This window comes from Providencia sp. PROV024 (genome assembly GCF_032709665.1).
Classification (GTDB): domain Bacteria; phylum Pseudomonadota; class Gammaproteobacteria; order Enterobacterales; family Enterobacteriaceae; genus Providencia; species Providencia huashanensis.
Genome location: NZ_CP120545.1, coordinates 4,155,616 through 4,176,543 on the forward strand (window position 1 = coordinate 4,155,616; position 20,928 = coordinate 4,176,543).

Genomic DNA, 20,928 nt, shown 5'->3' on the forward strand with positions numbered 1-20,928 from the left:
TTCCTTATTGTTTCCAGTAAATGGCTTTTTCTATCGCTAACAATAATGCGTCAATATCTGTTTCATACACTTCGCCAATGTTTCCAATACGGAAACAATCACTCTGTGACACCTTACCTGGGTAAATAACAAAACCTTGCGATTTTAATCGCTGATAGAACTCTTTAAATTGGTAATTAACTGAACTTGGTGAGTAAAATGCGGTGATAATCGGTGAATGGTTGCTATCATCTAATAATGTTTTAAATTCGAGAGCTCGCATACCTGCGACTAGTTTTCGCTGATTTTGCCGATAACGTTGGAAACGAGCGGTTATCCCCCCTTCAGCTTCAAGCTCTTTAAGAGCCTGAGCAAAAGCTAATACCGTATGCGTTGGTGAGGTAAAACGCCATTTACCATGGAAATCCTCCATACAACGCCACTGGGCATACAAATCGAGAGATAATGAGCGAGAGCACCCCTTACAATTTTCAAGTGCTTCAGTGCGTGCTATCACAAATGCAAAGCCCGGTACTCCTTGAATACATTTGTTTGCCGAACTTATCAAGAAATCAATATTTAGTTGCCCAATATCCATTGGGATACCGCCAAAGCTACTCATGGCATCAACGATATAGCGTTTTTGATACTGCTTCGCTAGCGCGGCGACTTGCTCTATCGGGTTTAAAATCTCCGTCGTCGTTTCACAATGTACCATCGCAATGTGTGTGATCTGGCTATCTTGTTGTAGTAATTGTTCTATCCATTCAATATCTGGCTTTACCACCTCACCACAATCATAGAGATGATGTGTAATCCCTAAACGCTGTGCCATTTCAGCCATCCGTGCGCCGTATGCACCATTACTGATAATCAATAATTTATCTTCTGGGTGTATCGCACTTCCTAAAACCGCTTCCACCGCATAGCTGCCACTGCCCTGTAATAATACCGATGAGTAGCCTGACTGCGCCGTTGATAGGGCAACTAGCTGTTGGCGGACCTTTTGTACTACCTCTAAGTTATAGTCGTCATCCCATGTACAACTATCAAATAACATGGCCTGCTTCACCGTTTTAGAGGTAGTTAGCGGACCCGGTGTTAACAGCAAATAATTTTTGGTTGTCATTCAATTCACCTATTGGTCTATACCAGATTTCTATTATAATGGTCTTAGGGAGATCAAAAGGTCAAAGGAAAAGTGCCCGTGCAACAAAAAATTCATATAACTATGTATAATGTGGAAGAAATAATCAGCGGAAATAACAATGAAATTATCAACGGATGAAATGCCTCAGTACCTGCTAATTAAGGCTCAATTACAAAAAAGAATTCAGAATGGGGAACTAAAAAGTGGCGATAAGCTCCCTTCTGAGCGCGAGCTTTGTGCTATTTTTGGTACCACGAGGGTCACTATCCGTGAAAGTTTGGCGCAATTAGAATCAAGCGGCGCAATTTATCGTTCTGAACGCCGTGGCTGGTTTGTCACTCCTGAACGCCTTTGGTTAGACCCAACACAAAATACTAATTTTCATAAACTTTGCCTTGAGCAAAACCGCCAGCCTAAAACGACCTTGTTAGATGGCCGAGTTGTCACTGTCCCCCTTGACGCCATGAGTCCGTTGCAGCTCCAACCTTTCGAGCAAATATACTTACTCACACGCCTACGCTTTGCCGATGAAAGGCCTGTTTGTTATTGTGAAAATCATTGCCTACCAGCCCGAGTCCCCGAGTTACTACGCCATGATCTCAATGGCAGTTTAACCGAGGTATATGAAACCCATTTCGGGTTGATATATACCAGTATGCACTTGTCATTCTACCCAACAGCCATGCCTCCTCAAGCCGCTTATGCACTCGGGGTCGCGGTGGGTCGTCCCGCATTACTACTGCAGCGTTTGAACTATGATCAATACGGAAGAGTTCTAGATTACGATGTGGAATATTGGCGTCATGACAGCCTGAGAATTGAAGTCGATACATTGTAAAACCAACATCAGTAAAATATTTTCACTATTTAGCTCTGTTTCATCTTTTTGTCATATAAACCCGTTAGCGTAAAAGAATCTGGTATATACCAGAGTGCATTTTACCCTAACAGGAGAAGACAATGAAACAAACTCACTTAGCCTGCCTATTGATGGCAACCTTTTGTTCAACAACAGTATTTGCCGATAATGTTGTCACGGTTTACTCAGCTGATGGCCTACATGACGGTAATAATAGTTGGTATAAAAACCAATTTGCAGCTTTCACCAAACAAACAGGCATCAAAGTGCAATATGTTGAAAGTGGCTCTGGTGCAATAGTTGAACGCTTAGCGAAAGAACGTACCAACCCACAAGCCGATGTGCTAATCACTGTTCCTCCGTTTATCCAACGCGCCGCTAAAACTCAACTGTTAGCAAAATTTACTCCAGAGGCTGCGGCCAGTATTCCAACTTCAAATCACTATTACACGCCATTGGTCAATAATTATTTAACCTTTATCTATAATGCTAAGTTACTAAAATCACCACCAGAAAATTGGGCTTCTCTTCTCGACCCGCGTTTTAAAAATAAGCTGCAATACTCTACGCCAGGGCAAGCCGGTGACGGTACGGCTGTCATGCTGCAAGTTTTTCATAGTTTTAATGGCAAAGATGCAGGGTTTGATTACCTCGGTAAATTACAAGCTAATAACGTAGGCCCATCCGCCTCTACCGGTAAACTGACCGCACTAGTTAACAAAGGTGAGCTTTATATTGCCAATGGCGATTTACAAATGAATTTATCCCAAATGGCGCGCAACCCAAATGTACAAATTTTCTGGCCAAAAGATGATAATGGGGAGCGTAGTGCGCTCGTTTTGCCTTATGTTGTTGGCCTAGTACAAAACGGGCCTGAAACAGAAAATGGCAAAAAATTAATTAACTTTTTGTTAGATAAACAATCACAAAGCCGTGTGAGTGAGTTGTCATGGGGAATGCCTGTTCGTTCCGATATCACGCCTTCCGATAAACAATACCGTACAGCTGTGAAAATGCTTGAAGGTGTTAAAACATGGCAACCAAATTGGGATGAAGTCGAAGTTTCACTTTCCAGCGATATTTCACGTTGGCAAAAAGTCACTGATGGTGAGTAATTTGTGATGCTAATGAAACATAAACTCACTGCCGCAATGCAGCAAACAGAACACTCAGGGATCACACTAGAGTCCTTGCGTGTTTCCTATCATAACAATGTCGTGCTTAAGCCGTTAAGCCTAACCATTGACCCCGGAGAAATATTAGTACTAATTGGCCCATCAGGGTCAGGAAAAACCACTGTATTGCGTGCTATTGCAGGGTTTGCTCAACCCGATAGTGGAAGGATATTATTAGGTGATACCGATATCACCCACCTCCCTCCCTATCAACGCGGGCTTGGGATGGTGGTACAAAACTATGCACTCTTTCCTCATATGAAGGTGGAGGATAACGTAGCGTTTGGATTACGCGCCCAGAAACAACCTAAAGTCTTGATCAATGAACGGGTCACCGAGGCTTTGAAGATTGTTGGGATGACAGATTATGCGACTCGCTACCCTCATCAATTATCGGGAGGGCAACAACAGCGGGTGGCGATTGCGGTACGTCCTCGCGTTTTATTACTCGATGAACCTCTCTCTGCGCTTGATGCACAGATTCGCCATAATATGGTAGAAGAAATTGCACGCTTACACCGTGAACTACCTGAATTAACTATTCTTTATGTCACCCACGACCAAACAGAAGCCCTCGCCCTAGGCGACAAAATTGGTATCATGAAGGAGGGCTATCTCGTCGCCCATGGTGAAAAGAATGCCTTATATCACCGCCCACCAAACCGTTTTTCCGCTGAGTTTTTAGGCCGTGCCAATATTTTAAATGCTACCGCCCTCGGTTTTTCAGCCAACCCAGCAATTGTCAATGTGAGCTGTAGTGGTACATTGCTGGAAGCTTATACCCCCGGTATGCGAGCAAGCACACACAAATGGGTATGCATCCGCCCACAACATATTACGCTAACGCCAAGAAACGAAACGAGCAATCAATTGCAGGCTGTTTTACGATCAATTCGCTGGCAGGGGGACTTGACTCATTTAGTCTGTGATGTTGCGGGCGAAACAGTCAGTGTTGCGGTAACGCACTTAGCTTCACAGCCCAAAGTAGGCGATAAACTCACCTTATGGTTTTCGCCTACTGATACCGTATTGATTGAGGAATGACATGTCATATATCAGTGTGCCAAAACGGTCAAGTATCTCTCTAAAACCCATTTATTGGATAATACCGCCATTGCTGGTGTTAGCCACACTCTTTTTCTATCCGTTATTGTTAATCGCCCAACAAGCACTACAAAATGAAACTGGTGTCTGGGGGCTAGATGCACTCTGGCAACTAATTGAATCTAAACGTTTCATTAATGGTCTATGGAACACCCTGCAAATCGCGTTTTTTGCTACCTTAGGCTGCCTTATCGTAGGGAGCATACTTTCCCTGATATTAGTGTTTATCCCCTTTCCTGGTAGCCGTTTTATTACCCAAGTTATTGATACATTTATTGCATTACCCACCTTTTTGATTACTCTCGCGTTTACTTTTATTTATGGTTCCGCTGGGCTACTAAATGGCACGTTAATGGCATTATTTGATTTCGAACTACCGCCAGTTGATTTCCTATATTCTATCAATGGGGTCATTTTAGCCGAGATCACCGTATTCACGCCGTTAATTATGCGCCCATTGATGGCTGCTCTACGGCAAATAGATAAAAGCCAATTAGAAGCTGCGAGTATTTTAGGTGCGCACCCCGCTCGTGTTATTGCTCAAGTGATTTTTCCAGCCGCACTTCCCGCCTTACTTGCTGGCGGCAGTCTTTGCTTACTATTAACCACCAATGAGTTTGGGATCGTTTTATTTATCGGCGCAAAAGGCGTGAATACCTTACCTATGATGGTGTACAGCAAAGCCATACTAGAGTCTGATTATGCGGTTGCCTGTATGATTGCTTTAGTAAACATCTTACTTTCTCTCGGGTTATTTTTTCTCTATAGAATGGCTACAACTCGCCTCGGAGTAAGGAATTAACTATGTTGATTTGGTCTAAACAAGGTCGAGCCGTCGCAACCTTGATTGCTATTAGCTTGTTTTCACTATTATTTTTGCTGCCGTTAGTGATGATTTTAATGTCGAGTTTCAGCCAGCAATGGAATGGTATCTTGCCTTCAGGGTTTACATTTGAGCATTTTGTCAATGCATTCAGTGGCCCAGCTTGGGATGCTATTCTTTCTAGTTTAATTATTGGGTTTTGTGCCAGCCTATTTGCCCTATTTTGTGGGCTTTGGGCCGCATTGGCGCTCAGACGACAGAGCGGGAAATGGCAAAAATTACTCGGTATCGCATTTTACTTACCAAGCGCAATACCTTCAGTCTCTATTGGTCTTGGTATCCTTGTTGCATTTAGCCAAGGATATCTACAAATGAACGGGACATTTTGGATTGTATTCAGTGCCCACTTTGTATTAATTTCAGCCTTCACATTTAGCAATGTTTCTACTGGGCTAACCCGCATTTCCCCTGATATTGAAAATGTCGCCTTTAGTTTAGGTGCTTCACCTTGGTATCGACTATGTCACGTCACTCTACCACTCTTGATGCCTTGGATGATCTCAGCATTAGCATTAAGCCTGTCCCTATCTTTAGGGGAGTTAGGCGCAACGATGATGTTATATCCCCCCGGTTGGGCCACCCTGCCCGTCTCAATTTTTAGCTTAACCGACCGTGGTAATATCGCAGATGGCTCAGCACTGACCATTGTACTGGTCGCCATCACCTTATTATTAATGTTCAAGCTAGAAAAAATAGCGACTAAGTTAAGTCAAAAATAAGAGCAACCCCCAATAAAAGCTCGCAATGAGCTTTTATTCATTTTTCAATATTTTGATATTACCAAAGTTATAATTATATATTCAGCTCACCATTTAAATTAACATTAATAACAAATTCATTAACATTAAAATGGTTATTAACCAAAAAATACAAATGCAATATTAAATATAATACTTAAGTAAACAAACATAGTTATTAAAATATAAATCATTTATATCAAAATATTACCTAAGCATTTACTCTTAAAATAATTAAACACATAAACCACTACAGTTTAAAAAGAGTCTTTTAATGGGAATTATTTTTTAAAACAAAATTAAATGTTTATTTAAATATCGTCTATTTAATATTTTTAATAACTTCATTAAAATAAAATACTTCTCAAAATCAATAAAAGGATTTTTATTATGCACTTGCTAAAAAAAAGTGGTTTAGCGCTATTACTGTGTGTTTCTTTACCTGCGTTATCAGCTGTTCAAAATATGCCAATTAATATTAAAGGCACCTTCTCAAATGTCACCCAACCTTGTAATGATGCAAAGCTTGAAAACAGAACAGATTTTGGTGCGATCAATACACTAGAAAAAGTCGGCGATGAAACTGCATTCCATAGTTCTGGCTATTTAAGCTTCACATGCCAATTCCCTGCTAATGCTAAACTCACTTTTGTCGCAAATAACGCACCAAATTCACCTGAAACATTTAAAACATCAAGTGATGCATTCGGTGTAAAATTAAAATATAACAATATTATAGTTAAACCTGGTCAAAGTGATGACTTTAAAGTGGTAAAAGGTGGGAACGGTATTTCATTTTCTACCAGCCTAACCCGTTTAACCGCTAATGGTCCCAATGACTTTGGTAATCATACCTTTGACATTACGGCTAACTTAGCAATTACCTATCAGTAATATTTATTACTCCTCTATATGATTGTGGCTGGGTTAATTCATTACTCAGCCACGTAATAATAATTTATATGAAAATAGATAAAATGCATGATTTATCATTTGAGAAACATTATGAATTCCGTTATTTTTTTTAAAGTTTTCATCTCTTTTGGGCTACTCCTCAGCGCTATTTCTATTTCACAAGCAGCAACGCAAAATGTACCTATCCATATTAGTGGCTCATTTTCAATGACACCCACTATATGTCATATTTCTGACAACACAATCGCAAGCCATCGCTCATTATCTGTTAGCCATAGTAATCGTATAGGCGAAGAAACCGCACCACATAAAATCGCACTCAATATTGACTGTAATGCTACCGTCAACGCGAAGCTATCGTTTAACGCAGCACCGGCCGCCAATTCAAATACACTATTTCAAACTTCAAGTCATGCGTTTGGTGTGAAATTAAGTTGGCAAGGAGCACCTATTCTCCCGAATAAAAGCGTTGATATTACGATGATAAAAAATCAAAAAAGTTATTATATCGATGCCACTATAATCAGGGTTGCGCCTAATGATACCGGCGACTACGGTGAGCACTCATTTAACATTGCAGGGAACTTAGCGGTAGATTACCCGTAATACAAAAACAATAACTACAATCAGTAACTCCACCCTCATCTCGCTGATTTTTCCGCTTTTATTCAGTAGGCGAGTTTTCGCTCTAAATGCAAAAATTAAAAAAATTTATTTTTCTTTATGCAAACGCTTGCGTCAAAGAATGAGATGCGTATAATGCGCCACAATTTGCCGGGAGAAACTATGAACGCTGCTGCTGTATTTTTTACAGAGAACACCTCCAACACACTGCCTTCAGGCGGTTTGGACAGCCTGTTTTTCCCCTTCGTATTTCCAAGAAAGCCCCTCAATTGAGGGGCTTTTTTTTGGCCTATAGACCTAACATGTCTTGCTGACACAGGAGAACAACAATGCCGAACCCTTTATACCAACGCGATATCATTTCAATTAATGATTTAGATCGTTCAGACCTTGAACTCGTACTCAACGTCGCCGCTTCCCTGAAAAAACAGCCACAACCTGAACTTCTAAAACATAAAGTCATCGCAAGTTGTTTTTTTGAGGCTTCAACGCGGACACGTTTATCATTTGAAACCGCTATTCACCGCTTAGGCGCTTCGGTTGTTGGTTTTTCTGACAGTACCAATACATCATTAGGCAAGAAAGGCGAAACGCTGGCAGATACCATTTCGGTGATTAGCCAATATGTTGATGCAATTGTAATGCGCCACCCACAGGAAGGGGCATCTCGACTAGCCAGCCAGTTTGCAGGGCATATCCCTGTCATCAATGCAGGGGATGGCTCGAATCAACATCCTACTCAAACCTTACTCGACCTGTTCACTATTCAAGAAACACAAGGTAGGTTAGAAAATCTACAAGTCGCCATGGTTGGTGACCTCAAATATGGCAGAACAGTGCATTCTCTGACCCAAGCGTTATCAAAATTTGAAGGCAACCACTTCTATTTTATTGCACCTGAAGCTCTGTCTATGCCAAATCATATTTTGCATATATTAGAAGAGAAAGGCGCAACTTATAGCCTGCATAATAATATTGATGAGGTCATGCCAGAGCTCGATATTCTGTACATGACACGCGTACAAAAAGAGCGTCTGGACCCATCAGAATACGCCAATGTTAAAGCCCAATTTATTCTTCATGCTGCTGATTTACATTGTGCGAAACCGAACTTAAAAGTATTACACCCTCTGCCACGAATCGATGAGATCACTGTCGATGTCGATAGCACACCTTACGCTTACTATTTCCAACAAGCTGGCAATGGGATTTATGCACGACAAGCATTGTTATCACTGGTTTTAAATAAAGAATTAGCTATCTGAGGAGGAAATCACCATGACACACGACCATAAATTACAAGTTGAAGCGATCAGCCACGGCACCGTTATCGACCATATTCCTGCTCAAATTGGTTTCAAGCTCCTGAAATTATTTAAACTGACAAAAACCGATGAGCGTATCACTATTGGCTTAAACCTGCCTTCTAGCAATCTGGGCAAAAAAGATATTATTAAAATTGAAAATACCTTTTTAACTCCAGAACAAGCTAACCAATTAGCAATGTATGCCCCTGAAGCCACTGTCAATCGTATTGAAGACTACCAAGTGGTGGAAAAATTAGAACTCACCTTGCCTGACTATATCGATAACGTACTGATTTGCCCAAACAGTAACTGTATTAGCCATAATGAGCCGGTATCCAGCAGTTTTCGTGTGAAAAAAATCGACAAAGAAGTGGCTCTGACCTGCCAGTTTTGCGAAAAAGAATTCGATAGAGACGCTGTGATCAATAACCAATAGGATATTTCAGCGTAGACTGCGGTGTTGTTCAGGCGTGATCCATGTTTATAATAGCGCCTGATGACCCATACAGTTATACTCAAATTATATTCAAATCCGCACATATAGCCGCAGGTTGAAATAACATGAGTATCTTCTCTTTACGTGATGAAACGGAGTAATTATGTCATTCGAAATCAATACAGAAAATGCACCAGCAGCGATCGGTCCTTACGTTCAAGGCGTAGATTTGGGCAGTATAGTGATGACATCAGGCCAAATTCCTGTTGACCCTAAAACAGGTGAAGTCCCGGAAGATATTGCCGCACAAACACGTCAATCCCTAGCTAACGTCAAAGCTATTTTAGAAAAAGCGGGCTTAAGTGCAGCTAATATCGTGAAAACAACGGTGTTTGTAAAAGATTTAAATGACTTTGCGACAGTGAATGCCACCTATGAAGAATTTTTCAAACAACACAATGCGCCATTCCCTGCTCGTTCTTGCGTCGAGGTAGCCCGCCTACCTAAAGATGTCAAAATTGAAATCGAAGCTATTGCTGTTCGTAAGTAACCGCTAATTTGCTTTAAACACCCCATCATCTTTATATGGGGTGTTATTTTGATAATACCGATACAGCTTATCCTTTCTTAAGTCTAGCGAACAAAACTATAATTTAAGTTAAATTAGCACTCCCTGATGATAAGTATTTATTTTTAACTTCCCCGCTTTTGATATTCATACAATTAATTTTTTTCCTTGTTTTGGATCAAACTTATTGCTGCTAAAAAAAAGCAATATCCTACATATTGTGCTTTAATTATATCAATTGGCACAATATGTAGTATTTATTCACATTTTATCCACAGAAGAGTCGTAATAATCAAGATCAAAAATACTTTGATTAACGCTGTGGATAACTTAGCAAGGAGAATGACAGTGGGAACGGTTGTGATTAAAAGAGATGGTTGTCAGGTCAACTTTGACCTTCCACGAATTCAGGAAGCCGTTAAACGTGCTGCTGCCGCAGTAAATGTTAAGGATGACGATTACTGTCTTCAAGTTGCAACTATAGTTAAAGAGCAACTTTGCAGCCGAAACCAAGTGGATATTGCCGAGATCCAAGACGCCGTAGAAAACCAATTGATGGCTGGGCCGTATAAGGACTTAGCACGCGCTTATATTGAATATCGCCACGATAGGGACAGCGAACGCGAAAAACGTAGCCAGCTGACTCATGATATTCGAGGCCTTATAGAACAAAGTAACGTCTCGTTACTCAATGAAAACGCAAATAAAGACAGTAAGGTCATCCCAACTCAGCGTGATTTACTCGCAGGGATCGTCGCAAAGCACTATGCTAAACAACATATTTTACCTCGTGATGTCGTGATTGCCCATGAAAAAGGCGAAATCCACTATCACGACCTCGACTATGCCCCTTTCTTTCCAATGTTTAACTGTATGTTAATTGACCTTGAAGGCATGTTAACTAACGGCTTTAAAATGGGAAATGCCGAAATAGAACCCCCGAAATCTATTTCTACCGCAACAGCAGTAACAGCACAAATCATTGCACAAGTTGCGAGTCATATTTATGGCGGTACAACAATTAACCGTATTGACGAAATTTTAGCGCCATATGTCGCAATCAGCTACGAAAAACACCTAAAAGTCGCCAAAGAATGGGGAATTGCAGACGCAGAAGGCTATGCCCAAAGCCGTACCGATAAAGAATGTTATGACGCCTTCCAATCATTAGAATATGAAGTTAACACACTACACACCGCGAATGGCCAAACCCCATTTGTCACCTTTGGTTTTGGTCTTGGCACATCAAAAGAAGCCCGATTAATTCAGCAATCTATCCTCAGAAATCGTATTGCAGGGTTAGGTAAAAACCGTAAAACAGCCGTTTTCCCTAAACTCGTATTTGCGATTAAAGATGGCTTAAATCATAAGCTAAGTGACCCTAATTACGATATCAAACAACTCGCTTTAGAATGCGCCAGTAAGCGCATGTACCCCGACATTCTTAATTACGATCGTGTTGTTGATGTCACTGGCTCATTTAAAACACCAATGGGTTGTCGCAGTTTTCTGGGTATATATGAAGAAAATGGGCAACAAATTCATGATGGACGCAACAATCTAGGAGTTATCAGCCTCAACTTGCCTCGTATTGCTATCGAAGCACAAGGCAGTGAAGATGCATTTTGGGCATTACTGGATGAACGCCTCGCTATCGCGAAAAAAGCCTTAATGACTCGTATTGCCCGCTTAGAAACAGTGAAAGCCCGCGTTGCCCCAATCCTCTATATGGAAGGTGCTTGTGGTGTAAGGTTAAAAGCTGATGATAATGTTGCTGAAATATTTAAGCATGGACGAGCATCAATTTCCTTAGGTTACATTGGGTTACATGAAACAATCAATGCACTCTTTGGTTCAGAAACGCATGTGTATGACAGCGAAAAACTGCGCGAAAAAGCAGTGGCTATCGTCAACCGCTTACGCCAAGCTACTGATGAATGGAAAGTTCAAACAGGCTACGGTTTCAGCTTATACAGCACACCAAGTGAAAACCTGTGTGACCGTTTTTGCCGTATCGACACCGCTGAATTTGGGGTTATTGCTGGTGTCACAGATAAAGGCTACTACACCAACAGCTTCCACTTAGATGTTGAAAAACAAGTCAACCCATACGACAAAATTGACTTTGAAGCCCCTTACCCTGCTCTCGCGAATGGCGGTTTTATCTGTTACGGCGAATACCCGAACTTACAACATAATGTTAGGGCGCTGGAAGATGTGTGGGACTATAGCTATCAGCACGTCCCTTATTATGGAACCAACACACCAATAGATGAATGCTATGAATGCGGCTTCTCTGGTGAGTTTTCCTGTACCAGTAAAGGGTTTACTTGCCCTGCTTGCGGAAACCATGACACCAACCGAGTTTCTGTTATTCGCCGAGTTTGCGGTTATTTAGGTAGCCCAGATGCTAGGCCCTTCAATGCGGGGAAACAAGAAGAGGTGAAACGTCGTATTAAGCATCTAGGTAATGGTCAATTAGGTTAATATGATGAATTACCACCAATATTACCCCGTTGATGTTGTTAATGGTCCAGGTACCCGCTGTACACTGTTTGTTTCTGGCTGTGTGCATCAGTGCCGCGGTTGCTATAACCAAAGCACATGGCGGGTGGATTCCGGCGTACCATTCACCCAAGAAATGGAAGATCAAATCATTCAAGATTTGCAAGACACGCGTATTCGTCGGCAGGGCTTGTCCCTGTCCGGTGGAGACCCGCTACATCCCGCCAATTTGCCAGCGATACTCAAGCTAGTGAAGCGAGTAAAAACAGTCTGCCCAGATAAAGACATTTGGGTATGGACGGGATACAAATTGAATGAGCTTACCCTTGAGCAACAAAAGGTGGTCAGTTTTGTGAATACCTTGATTGACGGTAAGTTTGAGCAACATTTGCACGACCCACGTTTAATTTGGCGTGGCAGCGCAAATCAGGTGATCCACCATTTGCGCTAAGCTTCTCGGGTCCAATGTAATTTTGTACCAAATCCCAATTTATTATCCACCATTTTGACATTGTCTAAGTGAAGCTGCCAAATAGGCAGTTTCGCTGTCAATGCCACAGGAAAACGACGGCAGTACTCTGTTCTAGCTAGTTGTTCTGGTTTACTTTCCAACCTTGCTATTTTGCCGATAAATTGAATACCTTGTATCTGATTGACCGTTTTCGATTGTGTCGAAATCGTCCCAGCGACTTGTGGGTTAGCTACCATCAATTGTCCATGTTTCGAACTGGCATCAGTCATTAAAATCAACGACATAGTTTTCGCATCAAATGCATAATAACAACTGGCAGGCCAGATATCATTGTGATGATGAGCAAATAAGGAAAAAACGTGTTGGCGGGCGATATAGCGCTGGATGTGTTGTAAGGTTTGTTCAGGGGTCATAGCGGTTTCCATATAAACCCGTTCAGAACAAGCTCTTGGAGATAACCCCGTGAGCTTGCTTAAAATGTTCTGAACGTAGGCGTAAATTCGCTATTACTATAGCCTAACTAATTAGAAAATGGTTCTAATTAACTTGGCTTTTTAGGCTATCTCACCTAAGTCTTTACTCTAAATAATTCAAGTTGTAGCTAGGCGGCAAGTAAACGAGGCGCTAGAGGCATACATAAGTATGTGACTAGTGCGAATAAACACGGCCAACAACGCTACGGCTCGAAGTATGACGAGTAAATTTATTTATAGATAGCTGCTGTACCACTCATTGAATTCTCACCGCCAGCAGAAATGACACGGAATGAGGTCGCACCAGCTTCATCAGCTTTTTTGGCTAATTGTGCGGTAAGGTCATTTACGCTCACAGCACCTGTTACAGATACATAACCTGCAGCCGGTTGGCTAGAATGTTGAACTTCATCAGCTGCCATTGAACCAAATGAAACAGCACCTAAAGCTAAAGCAGCAGCGAATAATGTTGATTTTTTCATGGTATGTTCCTTTTAACAAACTTGATTTTTAGTTGGGATTTTTACTGTCCCTCTGTGATATGGATCATATTATGCGCTTTAACTCAGAATGAAAATTAGCTAATTTTGCTATAGTTATTCAAATTATTTGAATCAAAACCTAACTTGAGGTTACGGATTTGTGACAGTTTTATATCATTTTTCATTTAAAATTTAATATGTTATAAACATCTTTCTTAACGAATATATTCGTTGTTAACCTATTGTTTTATCTCAACACGCCAGCACAAAATGATAAAAAATACATCAAAAAAAAGCGAAGATCAGCAAAGTAATTGGTATCTTTACTTAGTAAGAGAGAAAAATAATGCCTTGTATTGTGGTATCACGACAGATGTGCAACGCCGTTTTGAACAACATAAAGCGGGTACAGGCGCAAAAGCATTGAAAGGGAAAACGCCACTTATATTAGCTTTCTCGTGTTTTGTCGGTTCACGATCAACTGCCTCACAAGTGGAATATCAAATTAAGAAGTTGAATAAAAAGGTAAAAGAAAGGCTGGTCATTGACCAGCCTGATAATCTCATTGATTACTTAGCTAACTATAAATTACTGAAGTGTGAAGAATAAGTCACTAGGCCTTGATGAGCCCCTATTTCGCCATTTTCGAGCCCACATATCAGGAAATGGGGTTGTTGTTCAGGCCATTGGCAATTCACTCCTTGTTTTGAGGCTGGTTCAAAACCAAAACGTGAATAGTAACGCTCATCCCCTAAAACGACGACAGCACCATAACCAAATTCATTCAGGCTATCTAACCCTTCATAAACCAATTTTTCACCAATGCCTTGGCCTTGGTGAGCTTTACTAACCGCTAAAGGAGCTAACCCAACCCATTGTACGTCTTCACCATTGACATCAACAGGTGTAAAGCCTACATAACCAATGACTTCGCCGTTGTCATTGGTCGCAACAACACCAAGCGTTAATAAGCCGTCTTCTCGCAAGTGCTGAACAAGGTTAGCTTCCGCTTCTGTTGGAAAAGTTTCACGCAATAGCTTATCAATTCCCATTGCATCGACTGGGATTTCAACTCGAATTAACATGAAGTTAACGCAGGCGATTTTTGCTCTACGTCCTCGCTATCATGAACCGTTTTAATCACCTCAGCCAATTGCAGTAAAGCAAAACGCAGCGGAGCCGGCATATTTTCCAATTCAAAAGCATCCATTAAGTTTTTAACGTATAAACCTAATTCGGTGTCCCCTTCAATCACCAAGCGACGTTGGAAAAATAAAGTATCGGGATCTTCTTTACGTGCTGCTATCAAAATAAGGTCGTTTGCATTACCACTAACGCTGACATCAGCTTGTGCGTTCTGTTTAACGGCTAATTGGCCATCTTGCAAACTGATAAACCACACCAATGATAAGTCACGAACTTCAACTTTTAGCCATTTATCCTCGAGAAAATCGAGTTCCCCTTCTTTGACTGACTCACGAAATTGCCAACTTAGTAGCTGTTCAAGCACATGGCGTTGCACAGCAAATGGGGTCACTTTTAAAGGTAATTTCAAAAATGAAGGACCTTTTGTGATGAGTTGAGAACGAATTTTACCTAGCACAGTACTGACTCCCGTCTTAATTGTCTGCCCGTTTTCGGGTAACTACTCAACAACAGTAGCAGCTCGAATTATTTAGGGTAACATATTGTATATTCAATTAGTTAAACAAAATATTTGTAGTTAATAACCCCAATTACTGAGATCATCAATACACTATTTAGCTCACGATGAGTTATCTTGCCAAAAAAACACCTTATTGGTCTGATCCTATATCAATTTTTGCCCATGTCACCCATATTTATTTTTAACAAAATGGATGGTTTCTATTGGTGGCTTTTACCACAAATCATGATCAATAAATAACCAAAAATGACTTAATATCCAGATTTATGAAACGGGTCTCATTTTATTCTTTAGTGCCCTAACTCACAAAAAAGTCACTCACTAATTCAGTCACCCACAGCCTTAATTAACGAATACTGATATCCATTAACAATTTCTCTGCTCTAAATCAAAATCTATAACAGTTCCCTTGACTAGAATGTCCGTTGTTAAATTTTATACAGGGATAGGCCAATGGAATTACTCTGCCCAGCAGGGAATTTGCCTGCGTTGAAAGCCGCTGTCGATAACGGCGCAGATGCTGTTTATATTGGGTTAAAAAACGATACCAATGCGCGCCACTTCGCAGGGCTCAATTTCACTGAAAAAAAGCTGCATGAAGCAGAGCGCTACATTCATAACCATAATCGCAAATTGCATATTGCGATTAACACATTTGCACACCCTACCGGTTATGAACGTTGGCAAAACTCCGTCGATCTTGCTGCGGATTTAGGGGCTGATGCGTTAATCTTAGCCGATATCGCGATGTTAGAGTATGCAGCAAACAAGTACCCGCATATCGAAAGACACGTATCGGTTCAGGCTTCAGCCACCAATACAGAAGCGATCCGCTTCTATCAGCGAAACTTTCAAGTACATCGTGTTGTCCTTCCACGCGTTTTATCTATTCATCAAGTAAAACAACTCGCTAGAAATAGCCCTGTGCCGCTTGAAGTGTTTGCTTTTGGTAGTTTATGCATCATGGCTGAAGGCCGTTGTTATTTATCTTCCTACTTAACGGGCGAATCACCAAACACCGTAGGCGCTTGCTCACCAGCTCGTTTTGTTCGTTGGCAGCAAACAGAAAATGGTATGGAGTCTCGCCTGAATGACGTCTTAATCGACCGCTACCAAGAACATGAAAATGCAGGCTACCCTACTTTGTGTAAGGGGCGTTACCTTGTCGATGGTCAAAAATACCACGTCCTAGAAGAACCAACTAGCCTCAACACGATTGAACTGTTACCAGAACTCATGGCCGCTAGTATTGCTTCGGTTAAGATTGAAGGCCGCCAGCGCAGCCCTGCTTATGTCACGGAGGTAACACGGATTTGGCGCCAAGCGATTGACCGTTACAAAGCCAACCCTGATAACTTCACCACCGACCCTAAATGGCTAAAAGTATTAGGTGGGCTTTCAGAAGGCAGCCAGACGACTTTGGGTGCTTATCATCGCAAGTGGCAGTAATTGAAAAGGTAAATATTATGCAGTACTCATTAGGATCGGTTCTTTATTACTGGCCAAAACACACATTAAGTGAATTTTATCAGTGCGCAATCGAAAGTGAAGCCGATATTATCTACCTTGGAGAAACGGTTTGCAGTAAGCGCCGAGAAATGAAACCCAATGATTGGATAGAGCTCGCCCAACAACTGGCCAAGAGCGGCAAACAAATTGTTCTGAGTACCCTTGCCCTTCTTCAAGCCCCTTCCGAACTTAAAGAAATCAGCAAGTTAGTTGATAATGGTGAGTTTCTCGTTGAAGCCCATGATTTTGGTGTGGTCAACATGTTAGTCGAAAGAAACCTTCCTTTTGTCGCTGGGCACGGGTTAAATTGCTATAACGCACAAACTTTAAATATTTTATTACGCCAAGGTATGACGCGCTGGTGTATGCCTGTAGAGCTATCTCGTGATTGGCTAATTAATTTGCTCAATCAATGTGATGATATTGGTATCCACGGTAAATTTGAGGTGGAAGTGATGAGCTACGGTCATTTACCTCTGGCCTACTCTGCCCGCTGTTTTACGGCTCGTTCAGAAAATCGGCAAAAAGACGAATGTGAGACTTGCTGTATTAACTACCCCCAAGGGCGCAAGGTTCTTTCTCAAGAACAGCAGCAAGTATTTACCTTAAATGGTATTCAAACACTCAGTGGCGCTTGCTATAACCTCGGCAATGACCTGTATTCAATGCATGACCTTGTGGATATTGTGCGCATTTCACCTGAAGGCATTGAGACCCTTGAGGTAATCAAGCAGTTTAAAGCCAATGAAAATGGGGAGATCCCGTTGAATATTATCAACCAAAATTGCAATGGTTACTGGCGACAAATTGCAGGGTTGTCGATGGTGCCTTAAGCCTATTACCCACCTCATAACCGCCTATCCTCAGTGTAATGCAAATGCATTGCACAATGCATTTGCATTACACTGAGGATAGGCTGGAAATTTTTGAAGTAAATAAAATGATTGATATAAACCCAAGCACTGTTTCTTTACGTGCAAAATCCCGCCTTACCGAACGCAGTCAAACAACTATCCCTGCGGCCATACATGATGCTTTACACTTACAACCTGGTGAAATAATTGAATATTCGCTATTAGCAGATGGTAATGTCATTATTTCTAGGCAAACAAACGCCCATGAGGACCCTATAGTTTCTCAATTTCCTAGAAAAAGATATGAAAGAAAATCCACGACACATTTATCCTGTGCCTGTAGCATTATGGAATAAGGTCAATGAGCTTACTGCGGATATCGACATTGATTTAGATGCACCACTTACTGATAGTTAATCATGGAGTCACAGGGAAAGTTAGAAATTAACGGATGGAAAATTTTTTTCACTCATGTTTCTTAGAACAGTTAGTTGCATTAGTCAGTACAGTACAAACCTTAAAAAAATCTGCCCCAATAGGCTATAAAAAGAAAGCTCCCACAAAATTACTCGCTGCAATTAATAAAGTGATAACAGAACGAATTGCAGTCAACCCACTTGACCCAATTTTTTACCAAGGCAATACCTTAGGAACGAAACACAAACATTGGTTTCGGGCTAAATTTTTACAGCAGTTCCGTTTATTCTTTCGTTGCAGTGAAAAAGATAAAATCATCATTATTAGTTGGGTAAATGATTTCAGTACATTACGTTCATATAGTTCCAAAAATGATGCCTATCAAGTATTTGCCTCAATGCTAAGCCCTCCTGATGACTGGGAAACCTTAAGCCAAGAAGCAAAAATGGCAACAAAAGCCGTTGATCCTAACTCAGCAATAGGTTTCCTACTCAAAAATAACGATTAATGCCGATGCCTACGCCAACGGTTAAACATATGGCTAATATGGCGTAACTCTCCATCTCTTAGCATGCCAATAAACACACCAATAACCGTATAAATTACACCAAGTGTTAGCATCATAACGATATCCATCAACACCTCACTAAACGGCAATCCCATTTGGTTAAGGCCTGCCATGGCGTTTGTGGCCCATGTTGATGGCAATGCTGAAGCAATCATACGTACCCAATCTGGCATCGCTTGTAATGGCCAAATAGTGCCTGACATATAAAACACTGGCGTAGTGATAAACGCTAACGTTAAATAGATCATTTCAACACTGCGCAAGCATTCTGTTACCAACTTGCCTAGGCCAATAACCGCTAATAGGAACGGGAAGGTAAATATCCAAATTAAGTACAGCGGTGCTTCTTGCCGGAAGCCCAATACCCATGGCCAAAGTGCAAAAAAGACCGTAGATAAAAACAACCAAATGGGAATTAACGCAGATAATGCTCCCAAATAAACGGCTAAAGGCGGTTTACCTTTCGGTGTTGAACGGATCGCAATACTGACGCGCACACAAGCGATCAACAAGGAGTGCTGTAACAACATCACCAATAAACCTGGGAAAACAATGGCCGCAAAGCTGACTCCGGGGTTATACAACGGCTCAGTTTCACTGCGGACTGGGGTAATGATAACTTTGGCTTGTTCTTTGCTATAACCTGCTTTTGTTAGTAATTGCGTATTATAAGCGTTTAAAAGAGTTTGATATGCTTTTGAAAGCTCTTGTTGAATTTGGCCGCTAGCGAGGCGGTTAGTCGCATCACCATAGACAGGGACAGTAATGCTTTTACCACTTAGTAAATGCTGCTGAAAATCGGTTGGAATGATAATTATCGCAAATAATTTTCTAGCGATCATATCCTGACGAGCCTGCGCAAGGTTATCATAACCATGCAATTGTACTTTTGGCGTCGCGTCTAAATCACGGATTAGTTCGCGGCTAGCAGTGCTATGGTCCATATCAATCACGGCAACAGGCAAATCCCATAAAACAGGTTTTGCATAGACCAAACTCATCACGCACAATGAGACTAAAAGTAGTAGCCACATCGGCTTTTCTAACATACCCAGTAGCACTTTACGGAAAGTCGCAAAATAGACCGCCATTAAACTTCCCCTCCTTGAGTTGCAAGCCGCTTAACCAAGCGTTTACGAACTAAAAAGGCAATTACGACAGGGTAAATTAATAAAAACAAACAAACTTCTACAATTCGACCAAACGAAATTTCCCGTAAGAAAATATCGAACATTGCATTAAGTGTATGCGTAAGGGGTTCAATATTAGAAATAATTCGCGCGGGTAAAATCATCGATAATTCAGGCACAGCCATTCCTGAGAACGCTAAAGCGATACTCACTAGCATCCCTATTAAGCTATAAGCCATAATAGCACTAGAGGTAAAGCTAAATAGTAATACCCCAATACTTTGTGCCGCTATCACATAAAAGAAGCCTACCACCAGCATATACAATGGGTTACCCACCACTTTAGCATCAAAAATGGTCACGAGTGCAGCAAGTTCAATTGCCAACAATGTCGTGAAAAATAACGTATACGGGGCCATCTTCCCTAATAGGGCAGTAGCGAAAGGTTTAACGCTTTGTAAAGTGCTCCCTCGCGACATAGTATAAATAGTCGCTGTGACGACAAACAGCTGTAACATATGAATAGTCGCAGCAAACTGCTGGTAATAAATATAACTACCACTCGGATTGAACAAGCTGTCATAAGAAAGTGTCACTTGCGCCAACGGCGGTAGTGCTTTCCCCATCGACCTCGCCAGTTCTTGGCGATACTTTGCATTTAGCTCCGCAACTAAGCCGCTAAAGTCTTGAATTGCATAACTTCCCGATGCGTAAAATAAAGCGTTGTAGTACATACGCAGTTCAGGTTGGCGCCCTCTTAACACATCCTCTTCAAAATCATGGGGGATGTACAGTAATGCATAATCTTTTGAGCTGCCTAATCTTTTTAAGGATGTATTCAGATTGTCATCGATAGTTTTTACATCTGCGTGAGGGCCTGAATTCAAGTCGCGAATAATTTGCCGAGATACTGGACTATGGTTGTCATCTACCACTGACACAGGCAAATCCATCAGCGTTCCTTCTGAAAAGTTAGAACTCACCAACGTAAACAACATCAATGGAAACAACCAGCTCAACCAGTGAAAAACAGGGCTACGGATAGCCATTTTAGTTTCACGGCTAAAAGCATGCTCGAAGCCTTGCCAAGCGAACTTTAATTTCATGGCAACACC

The 20,928-nt window shown here is 41.3% G+C and carries 23 protein-coding genes and 1 pseudogene; 17 read left to right on the forward strand and 7 right to left on the reverse strand.

Features of this window, described 5'->3' with window-relative positions:
- Nucleotides 1-4 precede the first annotated feature (4 nt).
- A complete protein-coding gene (gene phnW, locus P3L56_RS19140) occupies nucleotides 5-1,108 on the reverse strand; it encodes a 2-aminoethylphosphonate--pyruvate transaminase (protein WP_272686018.1) in 1,104 nt (367 codons plus the stop codon).
- 139 nt (nucleotides 1,109-1,247) lie between these two features.
- Here phnW and phnR point away from each other — a divergent pair, with 139 nt between their 5' ends.
- From phnR to nrdG, 12 genes are all read left to right on the forward strand, one after another.
- Nucleotides 1,248-1,967 (forward strand): phosphonate utilization transcriptional regulator PhnR, encoded by a 720-nt coding sequence (phnR, locus tag P3L56_RS19145; protein ID WP_042845704.1) that lies wholly within the window; start codon nucleotides 1,248-1,250, stop codon nucleotides 1,965-1,967.
- 122 nt (nucleotides 1,968-2,089) lie between these two features.
- On the forward strand, nucleotides 2,090-3,103 hold the full coding sequence (gene phnS, locus P3L56_RS19150; protein ID WP_198860980.1) for a 2-aminoethylphosphonate ABC transporter substrate-binding protein: 1,014 nt from the start codon (nucleotides 2,090-2,092) through the stop codon (nucleotides 3,101-3,103).
- A 6-nt stretch (nucleotides 3,104-3,109) separates the two neighbouring features.
- Nucleotides 3,110-4,207: a 2-aminoethylphosphonate ABC transport system ATP-binding subunit PhnT gene (phnT, locus tag P3L56_RS19155; protein ID WP_272686048.1), complete on the forward strand. Its 1,098-nt coding sequence runs from the start codon at nucleotides 3,110-3,112 to the stop codon at nucleotides 4,205-4,207.
- A gap of 1 nt (nucleotide 4,208) precedes the next feature.
- The gene (gene phnU, locus P3L56_RS19160; protein WP_042845711.1) at nucleotides 4,209-5,069 is read left to right on the forward strand and encodes a 2-aminoethylphosphonate ABC transporter permease subunit; all 861 of its coding nucleotides are present in this window, start codon (nucleotides 4,209-4,211) and stop codon (nucleotides 5,067-5,069) included.
- A 2-nt stretch (nucleotides 5,070-5,071) separates the two neighbouring features.
- Nucleotides 5,072-5,869, forward strand: a complete 798-nt coding sequence (gene phnV / locus P3L56_RS19165) for a 2-aminoethylphosphonate ABC transport system, membrane component PhnV (protein WP_048605876.1) — start codon at nucleotides 5,072-5,074, stop codon at nucleotides 5,867-5,869.
- A 408-nt stretch (nucleotides 5,870-6,277) separates the two neighbouring features.
- Entirely contained in the window at nucleotides 6,278-6,781 is a 504-nt protein-coding gene (locus tag P3L56_RS19170; RefSeq protein ID WP_129466602.1) for a fimbrial protein, read from the forward strand.
- A 111-nt stretch (nucleotides 6,782-6,892) separates the two neighbouring features.
- Nucleotides 6,893-7,408, forward strand: coding sequence for a fimbrial protein (locus P3L56_RS19175; RefSeq protein WP_166685220.1), 516 nt, complete (start codon nucleotides 6,893-6,895; stop codon nucleotides 7,406-7,408).
- 347 nt (nucleotides 7,409-7,755) lie between these two features.
- Nucleotides 7,756-8,691: an aspartate carbamoyltransferase gene (gene pyrB / locus P3L56_RS19180; RefSeq protein WP_042845716.1), complete on the forward strand. Its 936-nt coding sequence runs from the start codon at nucleotides 7,756-7,758 to the stop codon at nucleotides 8,689-8,691.
- A 13-nt stretch (nucleotides 8,692-8,704) separates the two neighbouring features.
- Nucleotides 8,705-9,169, forward strand: a complete 465-nt coding sequence (pyrI, locus tag P3L56_RS19185) for an aspartate carbamoyltransferase regulatory subunit (protein WP_042845717.1) — start codon at nucleotides 8,705-8,707, stop codon at nucleotides 9,167-9,169.
- A 163-nt stretch (nucleotides 9,170-9,332) separates the two neighbouring features.
- A complete protein-coding gene (gene ridA, locus P3L56_RS19190) occupies nucleotides 9,333-9,719 on the forward strand; it encodes a 2-iminobutanoate/2-iminopropanoate deaminase (RefSeq protein WP_042845718.1) in 387 nt (128 codons plus the stop codon).
- Between the two features lie 360 nt (nucleotides 9,720-10,079).
- The gene (nrdD, locus tag P3L56_RS19195; protein ID WP_208292493.1) at nucleotides 10,080-12,224 is read left to right on the forward strand and encodes an anaerobic ribonucleoside-triphosphate reductase; all 2,145 of its coding nucleotides are present in this window, start codon (nucleotides 10,080-10,082) and stop codon (nucleotides 12,222-12,224) included.
- Nucleotides 12,225-12,228: 4 nt separating this feature from the next.
- Nucleotides 12,229-12,693, forward strand: a complete 465-nt coding sequence (gene nrdG / locus P3L56_RS19200) for an anaerobic ribonucleoside-triphosphate reductase-activating protein (RefSeq protein ID WP_210831684.1) — start codon at nucleotides 12,229-12,231, stop codon at nucleotides 12,691-12,693.
- Here the strand turns inward: nrdG and P3L56_RS19205 are convergent.
- Complete coding sequence (locus P3L56_RS19205) at nucleotides 12,690-13,127, reverse strand: YhbP family protein (RefSeq protein ID WP_048605889.1); 438 nt, start codon at nucleotides 13,125-13,127, stop codon at nucleotides 12,690-12,692. The two genes, nrdG and P3L56_RS19205, sit on opposite strands and share 4 nt — an antisense overlap.
- Nucleotides 13,128-13,417: 290 nt before the next feature.
- Entirely contained in the window at nucleotides 13,418-13,669 is a 252-nt protein-coding gene (locus P3L56_RS19210) for a DUF1471 domain-containing protein (RefSeq protein WP_042845722.1), read from the reverse strand.
- Between the two features lie 270 nt (nucleotides 13,670-13,939).
- On the opposite strand from P3L56_RS19210, the gene P3L56_RS19215 reads away from it, so the two are divergent.
- Nucleotides 13,940-14,278, forward strand: a complete 339-nt coding sequence (locus P3L56_RS19215; RefSeq protein ID WP_048605870.1) for a GIY-YIG nuclease family protein — start codon at nucleotides 13,940-13,942, stop codon at nucleotides 14,276-14,278.
- Here P3L56_RS19215 and P3L56_RS19220 read toward each other — a convergent pair.
- Both P3L56_RS19220 and P3L56_RS19225 read right to left on the reverse strand, forming a co-directional pair.
- Nucleotides 14,251-14,754, reverse strand: coding sequence for a GNAT family N-acetyltransferase (locus P3L56_RS19220; protein WP_048605868.1), 504 nt, complete (start codon nucleotides 14,752-14,754; stop codon nucleotides 14,251-14,253). The two genes, P3L56_RS19215 and P3L56_RS19220, sit on opposite strands and share 28 nt — an antisense overlap.
- Nucleotides 14,748-15,272: an SCP2 domain-containing protein gene (locus P3L56_RS19225; RefSeq protein WP_210831685.1), complete on the reverse strand. Its 525-nt coding sequence runs from the start codon at nucleotides 15,270-15,272 to the stop codon at nucleotides 14,748-14,750. Before P3L56_RS19225 ends, P3L56_RS19220 begins: the two co-directional genes overlap by 7 nt.
- A 516-nt stretch (nucleotides 15,273-15,788) precedes the next feature.
- Here P3L56_RS19225 and P3L56_RS19230 point away from each other — a divergent pair.
- From P3L56_RS19230 to P3L56_RS19245, 4 genes and pseudogenes are all read left to right on the forward strand, one after another.
- Nucleotides 15,789-16,784: a peptidase U32 family protein gene (locus P3L56_RS19230; RefSeq protein WP_042845728.1), complete on the forward strand. Its 996-nt coding sequence runs from the start codon at nucleotides 15,789-15,791 to the stop codon at nucleotides 16,782-16,784.
- A gap of 17 nt (nucleotides 16,785-16,801) precedes the next feature.
- A complete protein-coding gene (locus P3L56_RS19235) occupies nucleotides 16,802-17,677 on the forward strand; it encodes a U32 family peptidase (protein ID WP_042845730.1) in 876 nt (291 codons plus the stop codon).
- Between the two features lie 107 nt (nucleotides 17,678-17,784).
- Nucleotides 17,785-18,115 (forward strand): annotated as a pseudogene (locus P3L56_RS19240) (type II toxin-antitoxin system PrlF family antitoxin).
- A 34-nt stretch (nucleotides 18,116-18,149) separates the two neighbouring features.
- Nucleotides 18,150-18,623 (forward strand): type II toxin-antitoxin system YhaV family toxin, encoded by a 474-nt coding sequence (locus P3L56_RS19245; protein ID WP_395347772.1) that lies wholly within the window; start codon nucleotides 18,150-18,152, stop codon nucleotides 18,621-18,623.
- Here P3L56_RS19245 and P3L56_RS19250 read toward each other — a convergent pair.
- Nucleotides 18,620-19,774 carry an ABC transporter permease gene (locus P3L56_RS19250; protein WP_129466607.1) on the reverse strand — a complete coding sequence of 385 codons (1,155 nt, stop codon included), beginning with the start codon at nucleotides 19,772-19,774 and terminating at the stop codon, nucleotides 18,620-18,622. The genes P3L56_RS19245 and P3L56_RS19250 overlap by 4 nt on opposite strands.
- Complete coding sequence (locus P3L56_RS19255; protein ID WP_042845732.1) at nucleotides 19,774-20,919, reverse strand: ABC transporter permease; 1,146 nt, start codon at nucleotides 20,917-20,919, stop codon at nucleotides 19,774-19,776. The genes P3L56_RS19250 and P3L56_RS19255 overlap by 1 nt, the downstream gene beginning before the upstream one ends.
- Nucleotides 20,920-20,928 lie beyond the last annotated feature (9 nt).